This window comes from Stappia sp., assembly GCF_048261845.1.
Lineage (GTDB): Bacteria > Pseudomonadota > Alphaproteobacteria > Rhizobiales > Stappiaceae > Stappia.
The window spans coordinates 135,117-157,240 of sequence record NZ_JBLXFR010000001.1 but is presented as its reverse complement, the minus strand read 5'-3'; the positions used below and the strand labels follow the sequence as shown (position 1 = coordinate 157,240).

Sequence of the window (22,124 nt, the reverse complement as noted above, 5' to 3'; positions counted from 1 at the left end):
AAACGGGAGAAACCGATGAGCCGCAAGGCCAACAATCCAAACGACGCGATCTACGGCGCCACGGAGCTGTCGTCCTCGCTGCCGAAGTCGAAATTCCCGAACCACGAGGAAAACCCGCGTCGGATCTATATGGCGGTACGCGACGAACTTATGCTCGACGGCAATTCCCGCCAGAACCTGGCCACCTTCTGTCAGACCTGGGAAGAGCCGGAAATCCACGACCTGATGGATGCGTGCATCGACAAGAACATGATCGACAAGGACGAGTATCCGCAGACAGCCGAGATTGAGGCGCGCTGCGTAAGGATGCTCGCCGACCTCTGGAACGCGCCGAAAGGCCCTGCGACGGGCTGCTCAACCACCGGTTCGAGCGAAGCGGCCATGCTGGGCGGACTGGCCATGAAACGCCGTTGGGAGGCGCGTCGCAAGGCGGAAGGGAAGGCAATCGACCGCCCCAACCTTGTCACCGGTCCCGTTCAGGTGTGCTGGCACAAATTCACCCGCTACTGGGACGTGGAGCACCGCGAGATTCCCATGGAGGACGGGCGCCTGCTCATGACGCCGGAAGAGGTGCTGAAACTGTGCGACGAAAACACCATCGGTGTCGTACCAACGCTCGGCGTCACTTTCACCGGCGAATTCGAGCCGGTGAAGGCGGTCAGCGACGCGCTGGACCGGCTGCAGCAAGAGGCCGGGCTCGACATTCCCATCCACGTGGACGGTGCCAGCGGCGGATTTCTTGCACCTTTCTGTGCGCCGGATCTGGAATGGGACTTCCGCCTGCCGCGCGTGCGATCCATCAACGCGTCGGGCCATAAGTTCGGCCTCGCCCCGCTCGGTGTGGGCTGGGTCATGTGGCGCGAGGAGGCCGACCTGCCGGAGGAAATGGTCTTCTGGGTCAATTATCTGGGGGGAGATATGAAGGATATCGCCCTCAACTTCTCCCGTCCGGGCGGGCAGATCGTCTGCCAATATTACAACTTTCTGCGTCTCGGACGAGAGGGCTACGCCAAGGTTCATGGAGCTTGCTACGACAGCGCTGCCTATCTTGCGCGGGAGCTCGCGGACATGGGGCCGTTCGAAATCGTCTTTGACGGGAACCGCGACAAGGGTATTCCGGCCGTATCGTGGAAGCTGAAAGAAGGACTGGAGGCGGAGTTCACACTGTTCGATCTTGCCGACCGGCTACGCGTGCGTGGATGGCAGGTTCCCGCCTATACCCTTCCTGCGCATTGCGAGGACAAGTCGATCCAGCGCGTTCTCGTGCGCAACGGTGTCAGTCGTGATCTTTGCACGTTGCTGATCGATGACATTCGCGCGGCACTAGCGCATCTCGATGCCCATCCGCGCAAGACCCCGCTCGGCGAAGACGAAGCCTCCGGCTTCCATCACTGACGGCCTGCCGCCCGGTAAAAAGAGATCCTGGAGGCAGCCGCCTGCTGCCTCCAGAAAGAACATGGATGCGAGAATGGACGCCAGAGGACCCTGGCCTTTCATTACCATGCGCCGCGTCCTGCGCGACGGGCGCGAGGTTGTTTTGCGTGCACGCCAGCACCGCAAAGGACTGCAGCGACACGCAAGCCGAGACGAAATCCCCTTCTGGCACCGTCCGGCATATAATTGGTGGAATGGGGTGTTGTTCGCCGTGGGGTCGCTGCATTTCATCTTCGCAAGCCTCTTGTCGATCACACCCGGACCGATCACGACACTGGAACTCGCTCTCGTCTTCTTCGCAGGGTCGATTTTCTTTACGATCGCCGGCTTCATGCAGAACCTGCAGGCTGCCAATGCCGGCCAGATGGGAGGCGAACTACCTGATACGTCGGTGCGTCCTCGCCTAATCGGCTGGAAGCCCTCGGATATCGGTTGGCTTAGTACCATCACGCAGTTCGTCGGGACGGTGATGTTCAACTTCAATACGCTGGATGCGATCGATCCGCCGTCAAAATGGTATCTCGCCGAACTGACGATCTGGCTGCCGGGCCTGATTGGCTCCGTGCTGTTCCTGATCTCGGGCTATCTCGCGTTCATGGAAACCAGTCACGGCTACTGGTCGTGGAAACCAGCCGATCTCGATTGGCAGATCGTCACCTCGAATCTGCTCGGCTGTATTCTCTTCATGGGTGCCAGCATATTCGCCTACGTGCCACGCGGACCAGAGCCCGGCTGGATTGTCGTCTCGGCAAACCTGCTTTTGTGCCTGGGAGCATCGGGCTTTCTTCTTGGTGCGCTTTTGATGATGAAGGAAAGCAGGCAGACGAGCACGGTCCCGTCCTGTCCTCTCGGACCTTCCTAGCGCAGCGCGTCCTCCGGGGCTGAACTGGATGTCATGTTGCCCAACATGAAAGCCAGAGATGAGGCGGCAAGAAGGGATGCTGCGTGCGCATCTGCCTGTGCCTCCCGGGCATCAAGAAGGGAACTGTCGGCGGCGGTGACATCCGTGAGCGTTCCAAGACCGTTCTGATACGCTTCGAACGCCGCATTGTAGGTGACGACCGAAGCCCTTCGGAGTTCCGATGCCGCCTCATAGGAGGCAAGCGCGGACCTGACTGAATTGGACGCAAGAAGGATCTCCCGTACGGCGGCATCCTTGGTCTGTCGATGAACCGCGGCGGCGGCCCTAGTGGCAGACGCAGCCTGACGCTGGCGGTTCTTGCGGATCTGACCGTCGAAGATGGGAACGGTGACGCCGAGCATCACGCCGCTCGTCGTACTTTGCAGGCCGGCGCCCGGCAAGTTGCCTGCCTGCACGCGCCCTCGATTGGCGGCGGCAACAGCACCGAGATAGACCTTTGGCAGAAATGCCGCTGCGGCAGCGCGTTCATTCGCTTCGCTCGCCTTCAGAGCAGCGTAGCTCGCCAAAACGTCAGGACGTCGCGACAAGGCCTGTTGGACAACTTTGTCCGTGGGTTCCCCTCGCGTGCCTGGCAATCGACGGCCTGTGGACGAGGCCACCTTGATTTGCACATTTGGTGCCAAGCCAACGGCGCCGGTCAGGCCTTGATACGCATCGTCGAGACCGTCGCGCGCCTGTACCAACCTGAAGCGAGATTGTGCAACCAGTTGTTTCGCCTGGGCAACTTCGATGCTGGTGCCTATGCCGCTGGAATACCGTCCCTGTGCAGCAGCCAGTATCTTGTGGCTGTTGCCAAGCGAGTGTTCGGCGATCTCACTTTTTTGTCTGGCAACGCCATACAGATAGTAGGCTCTCGTGATGTTGTGAATGAGAGCCTGATGGGTTCCGTTGAAAGAAATATTCGCTGCGACGGCAGTTTGTTGAGCAGCGTTCAACAGCGCTTGCCGCTCGCCGAAATCGAAGAGCAGCCATTGCAATGCAATATTCGGCGTCACGCCACTTGCTTTGGTCGACACGTAGTCAGTACCCCCCAGGAGGGTTGGCAGCGGCGTAACGACGTCCTGGTATCCTGCGATCACGTTGGCCGAGATCATCGGAAGAAATGTTCCTTCCGCAATGCCAACCGCAGCGGCAGCTTGTCGGGCTTGCTCCCAAGCAACCCGCGTCGAGGGGTGAGACCGCTGACCGAGATCGATCAACTCGGAAAGAGTGTAGACCTTGCCGCTTTTGACTTGGATCTCGGGACCGGTCGATGTTGTCGCGAGTGTGTCATTGATGGAACCGTGAACAGCGAAGCTTCCATTGCCGCCGCCTGGTCCCCACGGCTTGTCGGGCGCGGACGAGGTGAGCTTGGACGGGTCGCTCAGACACCCGCTTAACAACACGCAGCCGAACAGAAGCGTCGCACGCCTTGCATGTGTCGATTTCATGAGACTCACGCCAAATTCGTTCTTCTGTCGGTCCGCCTGCAATGAACCACAGGATCAATCTGTTGCACAACCCATTGAAATTTTTCAGTTGCCCTAGACGATAAAGGGCTCGACGTCCAGTATCTCGGTCATCGGCTGACCTGCGGGAACAAGTCGCATGTTTCGAGGATCAACACCGTATAGCGCTGGTGACCTGGCCGAACGGCAAACACTCAAACACTGTTCGAGTGTTTACACCACATCCTCGCCTCGATAACCGAACCGCAGATCAACCGCCGGCTAGAAACGCGAGAAGGTGTCGGCGGCGGGCGGGGATCAGTAGTCGGCGCGTCCGCCGGACATGTCAAAGGTGGCGCCGGTGGAGAAAGAGGCTTTGCGCGAGGCGACGAAGGCGACGAGTTCGGCAAGCTCCTCCGGTGTCCCGAAGCGGTTCATTGGGATCTTGGCGAGCAGGTCCTGCACGAAACTGTCCGACCAGTCATCGAAGATGCGTGTCCGGATGGCGCCGGGAGCGACGCAGTTCACCGTGACGCCAGTGGTTGCCAGTTCGCGGCCCAGTGTCTTGGTGAGGGAGATGACGGCGGCCTTGCTTGCGGCATAGGCTGCGATTAGCGGTCCGGCTTCCTTTCCGGCAACGGAGCCCAGTGTGACGATCCGCCCGTAGTTGCGGGAGACCATGTCGGGGATGACGGCCTGACAGCAGAGCAGGGTGCCGGTCACATTCACGTCCATGACCTGCTTCCAGTCCTTGACGGACAGGTCGTGCGAGGGGACTTGCGGCCCGGCTATCGCTGCGTTGCACACCAGTATGGAAACATCGCCCAGCGTCTTGCGGGTCGACGCCATGGCCTCGGCGACCTCCTCTGGGGAGGTGATGTCTACTGTGCAGGAGTGGGTCGGTCCGATGTCCGAAAGGGCTTCGGCACACTCCCGGGCGGCATCTTCATCCCGATCCCAGATCGAGACGCGGGCGCCCTGTTCGAGGAATTTGCGGACAATCGCCCGGCCCAAGCCGCGCGCGCCGCCGGTGACAATCGCTGAACGTCCCTTCATTGTGCGCCCTCCCGGTCGAGTTTCGCGGATCGTTCGCGGCCAAGGCGTTCGGCCAGTTCGCCCACGAAGCCCTTACGGAAGGCAAGGATGCATGTGAGGAAGACGACACCGATGATGACGGCGAGCCATTCGCCCACCTTGTCGGCCAGGAAATTCTGCAACAGGATCACGAAGAAGGCGCCTGCCACAGGGCCACCCAGCGTGCCGAGCCCGCCGAGAAGACACATCATCACGACTTCGCCGCTCAGGGCCCAGTGCAGATCGTTGAGCGATTCATAGGAAAGGGCCAGAGCCTTCAGGGCGCCGGCAAGGCCCGACAGGCCGGCCGACAGCGTCAAGGCGAGCACCTTGTACCGCTCGACGTCATAGCCCAGCGAGATCGCGCGCGTTTCGTTTTCACGGATCGCTGTCAGAACCTGTCCGAAGGGAGAGGTGACGATCCGCTGAATGGCCAGAAGGGCAAGGATGAAGCAGACTGCGACAAGTCCATAAAGCGCCAGATCGTTTTTCAGATCGAGGATACCCAGAAAGCTGCCCCGGGGGATGCCGTGAAAGCCGTCGTCGCGCCCGGTCCATTCCATTTGCATGGCAAGAAAGTAGATCAGCTGCGAGATGGCCAGGGTGATCATAGCGAAATAGATGCCTTGCCGCCGGACTGCGATGGAGCCGACCAGAAAGCCGATGAAGGCGGCCACGCCGACGCCGGCGAGAAGGCCAAGCTCCGGCGGCCAGTTCAGGTGCTTCATGGTCACGCCCAGAGCATAGCCGGCGGTCCCGAAGAACATCGCGTGGCCGAAGGAGAGAAGGCCGGTGTAACCAAGCATCAGGTTGAAGGCCGAGGCGAAGATCGCGAAACACAGCAGTTTGACGAGCAGCATCGGGTAGACGAAAGCCGGAGCAATGGCGAGCGCCACGACACCTAGGACGATCAGAAGAAGTCGGGTATTCATGTGTATCGCCTCACTGTTTTCCGAACAGGCCGTGCGGGCGAACCAGCAGGACCAGGATCATCAGGACGAAGATCACTGTCGACGAGGCCTCGGGGTAATAGACCTTTGCCAGTCCCTCGATGAGGCCGAGGCTGAGGCCGGTGAGGATCGATCCGAGGATCGAGCCCATGCCACCAATCACGACGACTCCAAAGACGGTGATGATGATGGAGTGCCCGATTTGGGGCGTAAGCTGCATCAGGGGAGCGGCGAGCACGCCGGCGAAAGCCGCAAGGGCAATGCCCCAGCCGAAGACCAGCGTGATGAGAAGCGGCACGTTGATGCCGAAGGCCTGCACGAGTTGCGGGTTCTCTGTTCCTGCGCGCAGCGTGGCACCGAGCCGGGTACGCTCGATCACGAACCAGGTTAGCAGGCAAACGCCGAGCGCTGCGACGATGATCCAGGCGCGATAGAGCGGAAGTCGCATGAAGCCCAGATCGAGCAGGCCGGACAGCGATGCGGGGACAGGGTAGCGAAGACCTGACACCCCGAAGTGAACCCGCACGAGGCCCTCGATGATCATTGCCAGTCCGAAGGTGACGAGAAGGCCGTAGATGTGATCGAGCTTGTAGATCCGTTGCAGGATCGCACGCTCGACGCCAATGCCGATGCCTGCGGCGACCAGGGGCACCAGGACGATCGCCCACCAGTAGCCGAGTCCGATCTGGCCCAGCAGGAGGAATGCCAGGAAGGCTCCCAGCATGTACATGGCGCCGTGAGCGAAATTGACGATGTTCAGAAGTCCGAAGATAAGCGACAGTCCCAGGGACAGCAGGGCGTAGAAACTGCCGTTGACCAGCCCGAGGAGGAGTTGGCCATAGAGGACAGGGGCGGGCACGCCGAAGATCTCGCTCATGGTCATACTCCCAGATACGTGCGGATGTCATCCATCCGGGCCGAGAGGTCGGCCTGGGGGATTTCCTCGACCACACGGCCGTGTTCGATGACGAAGAAACGGTCGGCCAGAGGGGCTGCGAAGCGGAAATTCTGTTCGACCATGACGATGGTGAAGCCGCGCGACTTCAGTTCCTGAATGACCCGACCGAGGGTCTGCACGATGACGGGAGCGAGCCCTTCCGAAATTTCGTCGAGAAGCAGGATGTCCGCGCCGGTCCGCAGGATGCGTGCGATGGCGAGCATCTGCTGTTCGCCTCCCGAGAGGCGGGTTCCGGGACTGTGCGCACGTTCCTTCAGGTTGGGGAACATCGCGTAGATCTCGTTCAACGGCACGGCCATGCCATTTCTCGTGTCGAGGACCGGCGGCAACAGAAGATTTTCCTCGCAGGTCAGGGTGGAGAAAATGCCGCGTTCTTCCGGGCAATATCCCAGCCCCGCAGTCGCCATGCGGTGGGCGGGCGTGTGGCTCATGTCACGCCCCTTGATCTGGAGGTCTCCCTCGCGGCGGTCCAGAAGGCCCATGATGGCGCGCAGGATCGTTGTGCGACCGGCACCGTTTCGTCCGATCAGACTGACGACTTCGCCGCGCCGGATCTCCAGATCAACCCCGTGCAGAACGTGAGATTCCCCGTACCAGCCGTGGACACTGGCAAGGGAGAGGATGGTTTCGGCCATCAGTGCGTCCCCTCCAGTTCGGTCTCGCTTCCCATGTAGGCTTCGAGCACGCGGGCGTCCGACGAGACTTCGGTGTAAGAGCCCTCGGCGAGAATGGAGCCGCGTTGAAGCACGGAGATGCGGTCGCAGATATTGGCAACGACCTTCATGTTGTGTTCGACCATCAAGACGGTGCGCCCTGTCGAGACACGCTTGATCAACTGGGTCACGCGGTCCACGTCCTCATGCCCCATGCCTTGCGTCGGCTCGTCCAGGAGCATGATCCTGGGTTCCATCGCCAGGGTTGCGGCGATTTCGATCGAGCGTTTGCGGCCATAGGGAAGGTCGCCAGCCTTCTTGTGCGCGAAGTCCTGAAGGTCAACCTGTTCCAGCAGTTCGAGCGCCCGCTCGTCCAGCACCTGGAGCCTGCTTCCCGGCAGCCAGAAGGCGAATGTGGGGGCGAGCCTCCGCTGCAGGGCGACGCGGACATTTTCCAGAACGGACAGATGAGGGAAGGTGGCGGAGATCTGAAAGCTTCTGACGAGTCCCTGCCGCGCGAGCGCGGCAGGTTTTTCTCTGGTGATGTCCCGCTCGTCGAGCAGGATCCGGCCCGACGTAGGAGAAAGGAATTTCGTAAGCAGATTGAAGACGGTGGTCTTGCCGGCGCCGTTGGGACCGATCAGGGCGTGGATATCGCCCTCCCGGACATTTAGCGACACATTATCGACCGCTTGAAATCCGCTGAACTCCTTGCTGAGTCCAATCGTCCTGAGAATGTGGGGCATGGAGGGATTCTCAGCCCTTGCCGACCAGCGGGCACTTGCTCTGTTCAAGCGGGATGAACGCCTCGTCCGCCGGGATCGTCTCAAGAATTTTCAGGTAATCCCAGTCATACTTGGATTCTTCCGGCGTTTTGACCTGCACCAGGAACATGTCGTGCACCATCATGCCGTCTTCCCGGATGCGGCCGCCTTCCGCGAAGGCGTCGTTGATCGGCATTTCGCGCATTTTGGCCAGAACTGTTTCGGCATCGGTGCTGCCGGCGGCCTCCACTGCGCGCAGATAGTGCAAGGTCCCGGAGTAGTCGCCCGCGTTCACCATGTTCGGCATCTTGCCGACCCGCTCGTAGAAGCGCTTTGACCACTTGCGGCTTTCATCGGTGCGATCCCAGTAGAAGCCGTCGGCGAACAGGAGGCCTGACGCCTGGTCGAGGCCAAGACCGTCGATTTCGTTGATCAAAAGGGTGAAGGCCACCATTTTCTGTTCGTCGGAAAGGCCGAATTCCTTCAGCGCGCGGATCGTGTTGGTCGTGTCGGACGAGGAATTCGACAGGCCAATGACCTCGGCCCCGGATGAGAGGGCCTGCAAGGCGTAGGACGAGAAGTCGCTGGCCATGAAGGCCGGGTGCTTGACGGTGCCGTTGAGCGTTCCGCCAACCTGGCCGATTGCATCCGTCACTGCGGCTTCCACGGACAGACCGTAGGCGAAATCGGAAACGACAAGAAACCAGTCATCGTTGCCGCTGGCAGCCAGCGCCTGCACAGGGGAGTTGGCCAGAGAATACGAGTTGAATGCGAAATGCAGGGAATTGGCCGAACAGCTTTCGCCGGTGATCCGGTCAGACCCCGCGCCGGTGACGATCACGACCTTGTCCTTGGCCTTGGCAATCTCGATCACGCCCAGAGCCGCAGCCGAGTTCGACAGGTTGATGATCATGTCCGTGCCGGTGTCATAGGCTTCACGTGCCTTGGTCACGGCAATGTCAGGCTTGTTCTGATGGTCGATGAAGTCGACATGGATGGACTGGCCGTTCAGGCTGCCGCCGAAGTCCTCGATCGCCATCTTCACCGCCTCAATGGCGCCTTGGCCGCCATAGTCGGCGGTTGCACCGGCAAGGTCGGTCATCAGCGCGATGCGGACCTGCTTTTCCTGTGCGGCGGCGGGTGAGGCGAAGATCGTGCTTGCCATTAGTGCAAGCGCATAGTTACGGATTTTGTTCACTTTTACTCCTCCCGGTTGTGTTTTTTTCTGGAACACGCAATAGCGATCCGGCCCTCGGAGAGAGTTGTCTCGGCTCCTCCAAATAAGGGAATCGGTTCTTGCTGTTTAGGAAAGTGCGCAGATGCTCCCGAATACTGCGACTTGGCTGGGGACGTCCGGCAAATGCCTTGACGTCTCCTGACAAACGCTAGGCATCTGCCAGACATATGTAAAATAGATAATTGACATGTGATCCATAATAGGAAGACATTTCGGCGTGGCGGGAGGACGGGGGGGACATGAAATTTCGGCAACTTGAATATTTCATGCACGTGGGGAGCACGCTCAACATCACCCACGCGGCGGAGCGGGCGAATATCTCGCAGCCGGCATTGAGCCGGCAAATCCAGCTTCTGGAAGACGAACTGGGCACGCAGCTCGTGGAGCGCCGCCCGCGTGGCGTGGCGTTGACACCGTCCGGACAGAGGCTGCTCGATCATGTGCGCGGCCTCATGCAGAATCTGGAGTTGATCAAGGACGACATTCTGGCGGCCGAAGCCCTGCCGACCGGGACCTTGCGCATCTCGTCCGCCTACTCCTTGCGGGGGCTCCTGGTAGCGGAGATCGCGGCGGAGTTCCATCGCCTTCATCCCCAGGTCAGTCTGGAGATACAGGAGGGGACCTCGGCCAATGTGCGGGAGGCGCTCGTGACGCGGCAGGTGGACCTCGCTCTTTACTCGGACCATGGCGCTTCGCGCGGACTGGACAGGAAATCCTTGTGTTCGGAAGCGCTTGTTCTCCTCTCTTCGGTCTCTGGAGGGTTGGAGATGGATCGTCCGGTGTCGGTGGCCGCTCTTGGCGAACTGGATATGGTTCTGACGCCGAGCCAGAACGGATTGCGCCGGGTCGTGGACGAGATGCTCACACCCTCTGACACGGGGCGGGTTCCGCCCATTACAGTCGAGACGAACTCGATCATCATCGATCTCGTCACGCGGGGGGGAGTCTATAGCGTCCTGCCCTACAGCGCCTGTCATCAAGCGTATCGCCGGGGCGAAATTTCGATTGCACCGATTGCCGGAATCCGCTGGCCCTGGGTGGTCGCGACATCGCGCGATCGGCCACGCACCGCCGCGATGCAGGTCTTCACGAACCTGCTTTTTACGCGGATGCGCGGTCTCGTCGAAGAGGGGGTGTGGGTGACGGCGGAGTTTCCGCCGGACAATTGACGTTGCGGCTTGTGCCCTTCGCGCCCGGTTTGGCATAGACAAATTCGATGACGAAAAATCAGGAATAACAAAAAGCTATTTCAGGTATATCCGCATTGATTTTGTTCTCCTGGGGCGAACATGCTTGCTTGCCCGGAAACGACCCGACCCGAAGGAGGGGCGGTTCTGTCATCCGGGAGGAAGAAAACGTGGCGACCAATGCCTTTCCCGCCGTTTCCGGCGATCTGACCCTGCGTGCCGGTGTCGAGGCTGCCGACCCAAGGCGTCTGAACCGAAACGTGCCCGAGCCGGGTCGCGATGACATGCTTGCCATGGCGCGGACGATGCTGCTGATCCGTCGTTTCGAAACCCGGACGGAAGAGCTGTTCAAGTCAGGAGTGATTAAGGGAACTGCGCATTCCTCGGCCGGGCAGGAGGCAATCGCAGCCGGGGCATGTTTTGCCTTGCGTCGCAGCGACTTCATCACGACGCACCACCGGGGACACGGCCATTGCATCGCCAAGGGCGCAGACATCAACGGCATGATGGCCGAGTTGTGCGGCAAGGTCGGAGGGATTTGCGGAGGCATCGGCGGGTCGATGCATGTCGCGGATGTGGACCTCAACATTCTGGGTGCGAACGGTATCGTCGGTGCCAGCATGGGGCTTGGGGTTGGCGCCGCGCTGGCTGCCAAGCAGCGCGGTTCGGATGATGCCGGCATTGCCTTCTTTGGCGACGGCGGCTCGAACGAAGGCATTTTCCACGAATCGCTCAATCTCGCGGCGCTGTGGAAGTTGCCGATCGTTTTCTTCTGCGAAAACAACCTTTACGGCATGTCGACGCCGTTCGACGAGGCGACAGCGGGCGGGTCCGTTGCAGGCCGTGCGGCCAGCTACGGCATCCCGGGGGAGCGGATCGACGGCAACGATCCGGTCGCCGTCTATGCCGCCGTGGAGGAGGCTCTCGCAAGGGCCCGTGCCGGAGAAGGTCCGACGCTGATCGAGGGCTTGACCTATCGCCACGGCGATCACTCCGTCCGGGGCAACCTGCTCGGCTATCGCACGGACGATGAGGTGCGGGAATGGCTCGATGCGGATCCGCTGGATCGCATCAAGGCGCGCCTTTCCGAAGACTGGGACGTTGACGGTGCCGCCTTCGAGGATCTGGAAACAGAAGCTGCCGAGGTCGTGGAAGAGGCGATCCGCAGGGCAGAGGCGGACTCCGAACCGGAAATCGAGGCGGTCTTCGACAAGGTTCTGGCCCCGCGCCGCACGCCCGTCTCGCCTCCGGCTCCCGGTAATCGGGAACTGACCTATGTGGAGGCCATCAACGAAGCCATTTCCCAGTCGATCGAGAGCGACGACAGCGTTTTTCTGATGGGGGAGGACATCGGTCCGGTAGGTGGCACCTTTGGCGTGACACGTGGTCTTTTCGACCGTTTCGGCCCGGACCGCGTCATGAATACGCCGATCTCGGAAGGCGTGATTTCAGGAGCTGCGGTGGGGGCGGCGCTGTCCGGGCGCAGGCCCATCGCCGAAATCCAGATCTTCGACTTCGTCACCTTCATGATGGACCCCATCGTCAATCAGGCGGCCAAGTTGCGTTTCATGCTCGGCGGCAAGGCCAGGGTGCCGGTCGTGTTCCGTGGGCCGCAGGGCGGGGGAATCCGGTTGGCGGCCCAGCATTCCCAGTCTCTGGAAGCTTGGTTCGCGCATATCCCCGGGCTGACGGTGCTGGCGCCCTCGACGCCCTACGATGCGAAGGGACTGCTGATTGCCGCGATCCGCGACGACAATCCGGTCATGTTTCTGGAGCACAAGCTTCTGTATCTGGGGGGCGCTTCGCCGGTCCCCGAGGCGCCTTACGAAATCGAGATCGGCAAGGCCGACATCAAGCGCGAAGGAACGGACATCACGATCATCGCGACACTTGCCATGGTCGAGCGGGCGTTGTCGGCCGCGCAGAGCCTGGCGCGTGAAGGTATCAGCGCCGAGGTGATCGATCCCCGCAGCCTGCGCCCGCTAGACATGGACGCGTTCGTGCGGTCGGTGAAGAAGACAAGCCGATGTCTGATTGTCCATGAGGCCTGGCGCACGGGCGGTCTGGGCGGCGAAATCGCGGCGCAGATCACCGAGGACGCCTTTGACTGGCTCGATGCTCCGATCGAAAGGCTCGGCGCGCTTGAAATGCCGATGCCCTACAACGACAAGCTGGAACGGGCGGTGATGCCGACGGCGGCAGCGATCGTCGATGCCGCCCGCCGTATCTGCAATCGCCCCGCTCCCGGACAAGGGGAGGGCTGAGCGATGGCTGTCGAAATCCTGATGCCGGCGATTTCTCCGTCCATGGCTTCGGGGAAACTCGTGCGTTGGCATGTCGAGCAGGGGGCAGTCGTTCGCAAGGGCGATATTCTGGCGGAGCTTGAGACCGACAAGGCGGCGCTGGACATCGAAGCCCCCCAAGACGGCGTCCTGGAGCGAATTTTGGTCGAAGGCGGAACGCCGGACGTTCCTGTCGAAACCCCGATCGGTCTTCTCGGCGATGGAAAGAGCGCAGCTCCGGCGGAAACCTCTCCTGAGGCGGAACCGGAACAGACGGCTGTTTCCAATGCTTGCGAGGCGGAGGAACTGGAGCCGGTCCGCCGGATCTCGCCTCTGGCGGCCAGACTGGCGCGCGAATACGCCGTATCGCTCGAAGGACTGCGGGGCAGCGGCCCGAAGGGCCGTATCGTGGCTGCGGACATTCACAGGGCGGTCGCGGACGCAGCGGAGATGCCGGCGCCGGTAGCGGAACAGCAATCCGTGCAAGTGGCCGCGCCCGACCGGACATCGGCGCAACCTTCCGTGGCTTCGCCGGTAGCTTTCACCTCTGCGGATCCCGGAGCGGCGGTCGAGCCGCATAGCGTCATGCGTCGGACAATTGCGCAACGGCTCGTTGCGTCCAAGCAAAGTGTTCCGCACTTCTATCTCGAGACGAGCTGCGATGCCGGCGCGATGCTGGCTTTGCGTAAGAATCTGAACGATACGCTTGCGGCCTCCGGAGCAACAACCGGTATCACCGTGAACGATATGGTCATGAAGGCCTATGCGCTAGCGCTTGCCCGCACGCCCGAGGCAATGGTGACCTGGACGGACGAGGGGCTTTTGCGCCATAAGACCGTGGATCTCGGTCTTGCGGTTGCGCTCGATGAAGGGCTGATCACACCGATCCTGCCGGATGTGGCCAGGCTGTCTCTCGGGGCTCTGTCGGCTGTTGCGCGCGAGGCCATTGGCAAGGCGCGTGAGGGACGACTGGCGCCGCATGAGTATGCCGGAGGCCTTGCGGGGATTTCCAATCTCGGGATGTATGGCGTCTCTGCCTTCTCGGCGATCATCAACCCGCCGCAGAGCATGAACCTTGCCGTTGGTGCGATTGAAACCGCTCTGGCCCTGAAGGACGGGGCTCCGGTCGAAACACGGCGACTGCGGCTGACGCTGTCGGTCGATCATCGGGCGATCGACGGGGCCTTGGGCGCGCGCGTGCTGCAGGCTCTCAGGGAGCAGATCGAGGCGCCGCTGCTGCTGGCAGTATGATCGGGGCGGCGAGCACGTCGCGGATCTGGCTGGCAGCTCGTTCCCCGGGAGCGAGGCGCTTGCCTGCGAAGCACAGGTGTGACGGTGTCCGGGGAGCCGGTCGCTCTTTCGCACACATTGGAGCATCTCCGGTGGAAGCCACCGGCTTCCAATCCTCTATCACTTTGACTTGCGCAATTCCGGACGAGAAACCGGTTTCCGGTTTCCCGGAATTGCTCCAGGGGAGCGTTTGAAATGAGTGTTACTCTCAATCATACCGGCATAACGGTGGCTGACCTCGATCACTCCGAAGCGATGTTTCGGGAGGTTTTCGGGTTCGAGACGATTTCTCGCGAGCCGCGCGATCCGGACGTGATTTCGCGGGTGATCGGCGTGGCAGGGGCCAAAGTCGAAACCGCCTATATGCGCAATGGAACCGCGACGGTGGAGCTCCTGTGCTACTCCGGGCCGGAGCAGCGGGGGGACTATCGTCCTCGCGCGTGCGATCTGGGGTCGTTGCATCTTGGTTTCAACGTCGACGACATCGAAGCGGCCATGGAGCGGGCGGCGCGCTGGTCGCTTGAGCCAGTGGGCGAGATCGCGGTGATCAATGCAGGCCCGAACAAGGGTGCGCGCATCGTTTACCTGCGTTGTGCGCTCGACGGCCTTATCCTGGAACTTATCCAGCAGCCGTCGGCGCAGTAAGGCGGCCTCTGTACGAAGCCAATTCGGAACAGCATTGCTTGTGAGGGCGGGGCGCTCCCGCTCTCGCGATCCTGTCGTGCGCCCGTATCGGACATGGTTGCGCATCTCGCAGATCTTGATAGTGATTAATTGTTAAAAATATATTCTGGGTCTTGATGTGGAAAAATGTCTGGCGAAGGAAGTAAATAATCAAATCTCCAAAATATAAATCGTTCTGATGGCATCGTCATCTAATAATAATCCGCTGGTCATGATTTGGTGTGACTTATGTTAAATGATTTATCTTTAGATCCTCTTCGTCGAGCATGCCGAGACGCTCAAGAGGCTTGGCGAGTAGCATGTCTGAGCCTCTTTGGCTCAAGATCAATGGCAGTCGTGAGCGGGAGGTGGACGTCTCGGCGTGAAGTTGCGCCATCATCACCGTCTTGTTGAAACCGGTCTTGAAGAAACTCTCGACGACGGCGTTGTCGTAACGGTTTCCGCATCGGCTCATGGAGTGCTTCAAGTTGTGAGCCGCGAGGAATGACACCCAGTCCATGTTGGTGAACTGGGCCCTGTGCTACGCTTCGAACACCATCTCGCCGATTGCTTTCACGCGGACCCGAAGTGCGTTTCCAGGAAGATAGGCAAGCGGGACTTCGTCTATTTCCGCAATGGATACGCTGGAGGCCTTCGCGCCTGCTGCCGCGGCTCTTTCCCTTGCAATTTCCTTGGCCGTACCAATCGCCTGGGCTCTGGGTACATTGTGAAAAATCTGGTCGACCTCTCCAGACACCTGAGACATCGCCGCGCCGATGGCGTTGGCGCATTCGCCGTGTTTCGGTCGCATCACATGCGAGGCGCCTTCTATGTCATCGGGAACAAGAAATGCACCGCCTCCCACAGCAACCAAAGGGAGTGCGCCAGCCCTGATTTTAACCTTGTCGATCGTGTCAGCAATCAGAGATCTGCAGTGTTCGGTGAAGTCCGCAACCAATTGTCGGGAAACATTTGATACCAGCTCACGGTTTCCCAGGCTGGTTAGTCCCTGGAGGGCGGCCAAGTCGGTGGCGGTCAGAACATCGCCACCGAATACTCTTGCCCTGGTCGTGAGTGAATAGCCGGCAGATTCCGGGCCATACCGCCGATCGTTTTCGTGAATGATGGTTCCGCCGCCGAGGCCCACCGACAGGACGTCGGGTACACGGAACATGGTCGGAACGCCTCCGATTCTGAATACCGTGTTGGTTTCATTCGGAAGTCCATTTTGTACAAGTCCGACATCCGTCGTGGTGCCGCCAACATCGGCAACGATGGCGTCCTTGACGTCGGCAAGAAGTGCAGCGCCACGAATGGAGTTGGTAGCGCCGGAAGCAAAGCAATATATCGGTTGCCGGACCACCGACTCAAGACTGGCGATGGTACCGTCATTTTGGCTGAAATAAACGGGGGTCTCTATTCCATTGGCCCTTGTCGCCAATACGACGGCCTGGCAGACCCTGCGAGCAAGCGGTATGAGGGTCGCGTTCAGGAGGGCCACGTTCTCACGTTGCAGAAGACCAATACGGCCGAGGTCGGACGAGAGCGTGATATCGGCATGAGGAACGGTGTTTGCGAGAATGTCACGAGCAATCATCTCGTGTTCAGGGTTGACGGGCGAAAAGACGGAGCTGACAACGATTGTACCTAGCCCAAGGTCGGCGATTTCTTCGGCGGCACTTTGAATTGCCCGTTCATCAAGTTTCGCAAAGATACTACCGTCGAATTCATGCCCGCCTTCAATATTCCAGATCCTGCCTCTTACCTTTTCAACAAGGTCGGCCGGCCAGCCGGAAAATGGAGCAATGGACCTGGAGGCGGGGTGCCCAATGCGCAAGATGCCGACTGGCGCAAGGTCACGCCGCTGGACTATTGCGTTGATGAAATGGGTTGTTCCGACAATGACCGTCGATACGGACTCATTCTTCGTGATGCCATTAGAAATGGTTTCTTGCCGAAGGGCGTCCAGTGTTGAGGAAATGCCCTCGGTGACGTCCTCTGTTGTCGCCGTTTTGGCCGTGGCAAGAACCTGGTTCGCCGATGATAGAACTACACCATCCGTGTTTGTTCCGCCGACGTCGATGCCGATCCTGATCATGTCGAGAACGCCGATGAATAATCCAAGGGAAACCCGAAGGCTCTGGGTCCCACCAGGGCAAGACCTGCGGTGGTGCAGAAGATGTCAGGTGGAGGCATGACGACTACGCAAACGCGTTGCCCGTACCGCGCGGCTTCGGTGCCGATCGCCTCCCCGGTAACCTCATCGAGAAGACAAATAAGGTCCGGAGACATTGCAACGGGTGCTTCATCCGACCGTGCGAGTAACCATTCGTTCTGAAATTCGATTTGAAGATTTTGGTGGGTGAAATCCGAAGAACCGGTGATCGTCAAACTGCCTCGAAGAAACCCCTCGGACGGCCGTCGCTCGACATCTGTTACCTTGCCCTGAAACAGAAGGGTTCCGCCGGTCAGTGCAAGAAGCGCTTCGATCGGACTTTCCTTGCGACTGTTCGCCAATTTGACAGTGGCGCCAATCTCGATGGCGAACGAAAGCGTTCTTGGGACGGCGTTGTTCTTCATTTGTTTGCCGGTGGCCGGTGGAAGGCAGATGGATGCGGTTGATCCATATGCACTACAAATCTTGCGGCTTATGTCTTCCAGCCGCTTCCAGTCTGTCGCGTTGGTAATCACTGTCTCGAACCCGCGCGGATCCACACTGACCAGCGGAAAGGGCGGGATGTCACTGAGGCACATGCCGGCCATCTGGAGTTCCGGATAGGCCCGACCCATCCAGTCGGCATCAACGACCGGAAGACCAAGCTCGGCAGCTGCCATAAGCGGATAAAAGGCGTTGCTGCCCCCCACTTCCAGAGCCATCAAACAGGAAAATTGTATTTCAAGATGTCTGGCGAGCAGTTCGACCGATCGGGCAATTACTTTTGGATCCTTGAACCTTTCCTGACTTACAAGCGGCGCGCCCTGGCTCGCGACGGTTGCTATACTGGCGTCGTCGCGAATGGTGTCAGGATCTATCAGTTGAACACGCGTGCCCTCCTTGTAGAGATTTTGCATGATGAGGCGTCCCGGCTCAGGGTTGCCACCGCCTCCTGTGCCAAGGATCCACGCTCCCAGCGCTAGACAGTCGATTTCTTCGGAAGTGATCGTTTTCAACATGATGCCCTTAAAACAAGCGAGAAAATCTACATGGAGTCGAGGACTGTTCTCGAAATGGAAGGCGGCGAAATTCGCGGGTCTGACTCAAGCTTGATTGGGTTTGGAAAATGAAGCCTGGTTTTTCTGCCGGAGAATATTGTTTCGTTGTATTCGATGGGCACTCCATCGACGTCCACGTCCACTTTTTGAGAAACAATTACCGGGTCACAGAGATCTATTTGAAGTAAATACGCCTCATGCTCCGTTGGAATACGTGTTGAGATCCAGGTTGACTGACGAAAATACGTCTCAACCCCGTACTCCATGTAGACTAATTTCATATCCGCCGTTTCTTTTCGCCGGTCCAGAATGTCCGGGAAACGTTCTGCAGGATGGAAAATGCGTCCGAGAGAAAGCGGTTCATCGTTGGCAAATGAAAGGGCGGTTATTCTCCACGTCTCCGCCCCGGGACCTAGCCTCAAAATGTTGGCGACGTCCTCGCTCGGAAGGATCTTGCTTGAGGCGAGGAATTCGTTGCGCAGGTTGAAACCCTGACATTTCAGGTTTTCCGCAAAGCGTGCGCGCTCTGAAATTGTGTATTGAACCACCGGCCCGCGCACAAATGCGCCTCGTCCCTGTTCTGTTTCCACAAGTCCCTGTTCTTTCAGCCTCGAAACGGCCTGCCGAACAGTAAACCGGCTGACTTCAAAGCGGGCCATGAGTTCGGTTTCGGAGGGAATTGCGCTTCCCGGAGGCAGAGACCCCTCTTCGATCTCCGCCGACAGTGCGTCTGTTATCTGTCGCCAAAGAGACAGACCTGGCCGTCGAGCTGAAACGATAGAATGACCCATATAATCCGACCTTGAATGGAACGACGTTTTTGCCCGCCTCACCGTCACAACGGCGTCACACAGGTTTGTTTATTGAATATACGGTTGTCCGGACAGGTGAGCAAGAAGCTGTTGAAAAAAATGCCGGAAAAGACGAAAAAAAATGTTTTGCTGATTGTTGCAGATCAGTGGCGTGGAGATCACCTGCCGTCAGGTTGGGGGGGCGATATGGAGTTGCCCAACCTCTCCAGGCTCGCAAGTGAGGGAACGCTGCTCGCAAGGCACTATTGCAATGCCTCTCCTTGTGGGCCTGCGCGTATGTCTATGCTTACCGGGCAGTATCCGATGAACCATCGGGTGGTGCAAAACGGAGTTCCGTTGAGGGACGGCAAGACAAACCTCGCACTGGAATTTCGAAAACACGGAATGTTGACCGGTCTTGTTGGCTATACGTCCTGGATTCCGGATCCTCATTCACATTCGCCAAAGGATCCCAGGTTTTCGATGTACGGCGCAAACATGCCGGGCTTCGTTCCGGTGCGTTCCTTCGAAGAACCGGAGTTCGAGGCGTATTTCGGTTATCTTCGCACGCTCGGATATGTACTTCCGGACAATCCTTTCGACATCTGGAGCGAAACGGTCACGGAGCGCGGGATCAAGCCGTCGCCGATTTGTGCCGACCATTCGGACACGGCATGGATGACGGACGCTGCGGTTGATTTTATCCGGGGTAGACAAGATCAGCCTTGGTCGCTGTTCGTCGGTTACTGGAAGCCGCATCCGCCATTGTCCGCCGCACCACCTTATTGCAGCTTCGCGGACCCTGCGGCAATGGCGGACCCTGTCCGGGCAGGCAGCAAGACCCATGAGGCTGCAAGCCATCCAGTCCTCGCGCATCTGTTGTCGCGAACGGAAGCCAGTGAAACGTTGCAGGGGCTCAAGGGTCTTGCCGCAGATCTTCCATTGGAAGCCATTCGAAATGCACGTGCCGTCTACCGTGGTTTGATGAAGGAGATCGATGACAATATCGGTCGCTTGATGTCCTGTCTGGAAGACTGCGACTTGTTGGAGGATACGCTGGTCGTATTCACTTCCGACCACGGAGAGATGCTTGGGGATCACTATCAGTTTGGCAAGGAAAGCTATTTCGAAGGCGCGTTCCATGTTCCCTTTATCATTCGGGATCCTCGGCCTTCGGCCGATGCTTTGCGTGGTCAGGTGCTCAATTGCTTCACCGAACACGTTGATATCATGCCGACGGCGCTGGATTTCATCGGAGCGCCGGTTCCGCGTCAATGTGACGGACGGTCGCTAAATGGGCTGTTGTCAGGGGCGGTACCCAAAATAAGAGACCATGCCTTCATGGAAGTGGATTTCCGGGATCTCAGATCCGGATGGCATGAGTCTCTTGGCATTGACGCTGACTATTGCGGCGCCTCGGTTCTTCGTGGTGAGCGCTTCAAGTATGTGCACTTTGCCGCTTTCGAGCCAATTCTTTTCGACTTGGAAATAGATCCGGATGAGACACGTAACTGTGCCCGCGATCCTGACAGACGCGAAGATGTCATCGCTTCAATGTCTGCAATGCTGAATTGGAAGATTTCGAGTGCCGACCGAACACTGACCACGGTCTGTACGTCGAAGGGTGGGCTCGTGGGTTGGCCAAATGAACGAGACCCTTCCCGAGAGCACCATGCCTCCACCTCGGAAAGTTCTTTTTGAAGTTCAGTTTCGGAAAGGAAATCGAATTATGTACATTTCCAAGGTACTGGGTGCCGTAGCTATTGTCGTGGCCCTGGTGGCAAGTCCTGTTTCCGCCAGCGACAGGCCTGACATTGTAATCGCTGTGCAGGACAATCCGCCGCAGTTGGATCCTGTCTTGTTCAGCCGGAACGTGTCTTTGAGAACGCTCTATAACGTCTTCGATTCTCCCATGAGGATCGACTTCAAGAATGGGTGGGCGCCTGAACCCGGACTGGCTGAATCATGGAAACGTCTCGACGACAGAACGCTTGAAATCAAGTTGCGCAAAGGTGTGAAATTCCACGACGGTTCGGAAATGACGTCGCAGGACGTGGTTTTTTCCTACGGGCCTGTTCATATGTCCGAGGAAGGTTCGCCTGGTTATGCGCTTACCCGGCCCTATCTTGGCACGATTTCGAATGTTGAGGCTTTGGACAAATATACGGTGCGCATTGAAACGAAAGCACCGGATCCACTTCTTGAGCAGCGGCTGGCGGGGTGGTCTTCCCAGATTGTCTCCAGGGCGGCCTTCGAAAAGGCCGGAAGCTGGGAAGCCTGGGCGCTCGCGCCGGTGGGAACCGGACCATACAAGGTGGCTGCCTACGTCGCTGGCGACCATCTCACGCTTGCTGCTCACGATGACTATTGGGGCGGAAAACCGCCCTTTGCCAGCCTCCGGTTTCAAATCGTCCCGGAGACCGCCGCGCGAATTGCGGGATTGATTGCCGGGGACTTCGACATCATCACAGAGGTGGAGCCGGACCAGTTCGATACAATCGAAGCCGCCGACGGCGTTTCGGTCGTTGGCGATGCGATCGTCAATCACAGGGTAATCAATCTCGGAACGCATTCCGGCTGGCTGGCGGATCCCAAAGTTCGCCGGGCACTGGGCCTTGCGATTGACCGGCAATTGATCGCCGACACGATCTTTTCCGGAAAGGTGCCGGTGCCGAACGGGTTTCAATGGAAAGCGTATGGAGATCTGTACGCGGCGGACTATCCGGGAGCTCGCTATGATCCGGAAATGGCAAAGGCGCTCTTGAGGGAGGCCGGATATGACGGTTCCCCGATCGTCTATCGTACTCAAGCGGGCTACTACACGAGCGAACTTCTGACCTCTCAAGCGGTTGCCGATATGTGGCGCGCCGTGGGAGTGAATGTCGACTTGCGGGTTGTCGATGGTTGGGGGCAGGTTCTCGATCAACCGATCAATGCGGCGTTCAATGGTTCGATCAACATGAACTACCCGGACATGCTTGGTTCTCTGTGGCCGCTTTATGGTCCCACCGGGTTTATCCAATCATCTGCGAAAACGTGGTCGAACGCTCGGTTTGCGGAAATCGGCAAAATTCTCGAAACCGAACTTGATCGCGAGATCCGCGCCGAGTTGCACCGCGAAGCTCTGGATATATTCCACGAGGTCGATCCGCCGGCGCTGGTCGTCCATGCAATGGGCATGTTCTACGGGATCCGTGATGATCTGTACTGGGAGCCTTATCCCTTGCCGTACATGGACTTCCGCCGGGAAAATGCCGGAACAAGAAAATAATCAATACA

Annotated in this window: 18 protein-coding genes; 8 read left to right on the top strand and 10 right to left on the bottom strand. The window is 59.0% G+C overall.

The genetic code is table 11. The annotated features are described in order from the left end of the window. Window positions 1-15 precede the first annotated feature (15 nt). On the top strand, window positions 16-1,395 hold the full coding sequence (locus ACN0T5_RS00745) for a glutamate decarboxylase (protein ID WP_417766700.1): 1,380 nt from the start codon (window positions 16-18) through the stop codon (window positions 1,393-1,395). Between the two features lie 73 nt (window positions 1,396-1,468). Further along, entirely contained in the window at window positions 1,469-2,296 is an 828-nt protein-coding gene (locus ACN0T5_RS00740; RefSeq protein WP_417766699.1) for a hypothetical protein, read from the top strand. On the opposite strand, the gene ACN0T5_RS00735 is transcribed toward ACN0T5_RS00740, so the two are convergent. The 7 genes from ACN0T5_RS00735 to ACN0T5_RS00705 form a co-directional block, all read right to left on the bottom strand. Beyond that, window positions 2,293-3,786 carry a TolC family protein gene (locus ACN0T5_RS00735; RefSeq protein ID WP_417766698.1) on the bottom strand — a complete coding sequence of 498 codons (1,494 nt, stop codon included), beginning with the start codon at window positions 3,784-3,786 and terminating at the stop codon, window positions 2,293-2,295. The two genes, ACN0T5_RS00740 and ACN0T5_RS00735, sit on opposite strands and share 4 nt — an antisense overlap. A 315-nt stretch (window positions 3,787-4,101) precedes the next feature. After that, window positions 4,102-4,839 (bottom strand): SDR family NAD(P)-dependent oxidoreductase, encoded by a 738-nt coding sequence (locus ACN0T5_RS00730; RefSeq protein WP_417766697.1) that lies wholly within the window; start codon window positions 4,837-4,839, stop codon window positions 4,102-4,104. After that, window positions 4,836-5,789 (bottom strand): branched-chain amino acid ABC transporter permease, encoded by a 954-nt coding sequence (locus ACN0T5_RS00725; protein ID WP_417766696.1) that lies wholly within the window; start codon window positions 5,787-5,789, stop codon window positions 4,836-4,838. The genes ACN0T5_RS00730 and ACN0T5_RS00725 overlap by 4 nt, the downstream gene beginning before the upstream one ends. A 10-nt stretch (window positions 5,790-5,799) precedes the next feature. Continuing rightward, window positions 5,800-6,684 (bottom strand): branched-chain amino acid ABC transporter permease, encoded by an 885-nt coding sequence (locus ACN0T5_RS00720; RefSeq protein WP_417766695.1) that lies wholly within the window; start codon window positions 6,682-6,684, stop codon window positions 5,800-5,802. A gap of 2 nt (window positions 6,685-6,686) precedes the next feature. After that, window positions 6,687-7,400, bottom strand: coding sequence for an ABC transporter ATP-binding protein (locus tag ACN0T5_RS00715; RefSeq protein ID WP_417766694.1), 714 nt, complete (start codon window positions 7,398-7,400; stop codon window positions 6,687-6,689). Further along, window positions 7,400-8,164 carry an ABC transporter ATP-binding protein gene (locus ACN0T5_RS00710; protein ID WP_417766693.1) on the bottom strand — a complete coding sequence of 255 codons (765 nt, stop codon included), beginning with the start codon at window positions 8,162-8,164 and terminating at the stop codon, window positions 7,400-7,402. Before ACN0T5_RS00710 ends, ACN0T5_RS00715 begins: the two co-directional genes overlap by 1 nt. A gap of 10 nt (window positions 8,165-8,174) precedes the next feature. Continuing rightward, entirely contained in the window at window positions 8,175-9,380 is a 1,206-nt protein-coding gene (locus ACN0T5_RS00705) for an ABC transporter substrate-binding protein (RefSeq protein WP_417766692.1), read from the bottom strand. A gap of 278 nt (window positions 9,381-9,658) precedes the next feature. On the opposite strand from ACN0T5_RS00705, the gene ACN0T5_RS00700 reads away from it, so the two are divergent. The 4 genes from ACN0T5_RS00700 (at window position 9,659) to ACN0T5_RS00685 (ending at window position 14,823) form a co-directional block, all read left to right on the top strand. Further along, on the top strand, window positions 9,659-10,588 hold the full coding sequence (locus ACN0T5_RS00700) for a LysR family transcriptional regulator (RefSeq protein ID WP_417766691.1): 930 nt from the start codon (window positions 9,659-9,661) through the stop codon (window positions 10,586-10,588). 188 nt (window positions 10,589-10,776) lie between these two features. Next, window positions 10,777-12,870: an alpha-ketoacid dehydrogenase subunit alpha/beta gene (locus ACN0T5_RS00695; RefSeq protein WP_417766690.1), complete on the top strand. Its 2,094-nt coding sequence runs from the start codon at window positions 10,777-10,779 to the stop codon at window positions 12,868-12,870. A 3-nt stretch (window positions 12,871-12,873) separates the two neighbouring features. Further along, the gene (locus ACN0T5_RS00690; RefSeq protein WP_417766689.1) at window positions 12,874-14,139 is read left to right on the top strand and encodes a dihydrolipoamide acetyltransferase family protein; all 1,266 of its coding nucleotides are present in this window, start codon (window positions 12,874-12,876) and stop codon (window positions 14,137-14,139) included. A gap of 234 nt (window positions 14,140-14,373) precedes the next feature. Beyond that, window positions 14,374-14,823, top strand: a complete 450-nt coding sequence (locus tag ACN0T5_RS00685; RefSeq protein ID WP_417766688.1) for a VOC family protein — start codon at window positions 14,374-14,376, stop codon at window positions 14,821-14,823. A gap of 559 nt (window positions 14,824-15,382) precedes the next feature. Here the strand turns inward: ACN0T5_RS00685 and ACN0T5_RS00680 are convergent. The 3 genes from ACN0T5_RS00680 to phnF are packed head-to-tail and all read right to left on the bottom strand — an operon-like array spanning window position 15,383 to window position 18,845. Continuing rightward, window positions 15,383-16,939: a hydantoinase/oxoprolinase N-terminal domain-containing protein gene (locus ACN0T5_RS00680; RefSeq protein ID WP_417766687.1), complete on the bottom strand. Its 1,557-nt coding sequence runs from the start codon at window positions 16,937-16,939 to the stop codon at window positions 15,383-15,385. Continuing rightward, a complete protein-coding gene (locus ACN0T5_RS00675; RefSeq protein ID WP_417766686.1) occupies window positions 16,936-18,015 on the bottom strand; it encodes a DUF917 domain-containing protein in 1,080 nt (359 codons plus the stop codon). The genes ACN0T5_RS00680 and ACN0T5_RS00675 overlap by 4 nt, the downstream gene beginning before the upstream one ends. A gap of 26 nt (window positions 18,016-18,041) precedes the next feature. After that, window positions 18,042-18,845, bottom strand: a complete 804-nt coding sequence (gene phnF / locus ACN0T5_RS00670) for a phosphonate metabolism transcriptional regulator PhnF (protein WP_417766685.1) — start codon at window positions 18,843-18,845, stop codon at window positions 18,042-18,044. 96 nt (window positions 18,846-18,941) lie between these two features. On the opposite strand from phnF, the gene ACN0T5_RS00665 reads away from it, so the two are divergent. Next, window positions 18,942-20,546, top strand: a complete 1,605-nt coding sequence (locus tag ACN0T5_RS00665; protein ID WP_417766684.1) for a sulfatase-like hydrolase/transferase — start codon at window positions 18,942-18,944, stop codon at window positions 20,544-20,546. A 28-nt stretch (window positions 20,547-20,574) separates the two neighbouring features. Continuing rightward, window positions 20,575-22,116, top strand: coding sequence for an ABC transporter substrate-binding protein (locus tag ACN0T5_RS00660; protein WP_417766683.1), 1,542 nt, complete (start codon window positions 20,575-20,577; stop codon window positions 22,114-22,116). Window positions 22,117-22,124: the final 8 nt, after the last annotated feature.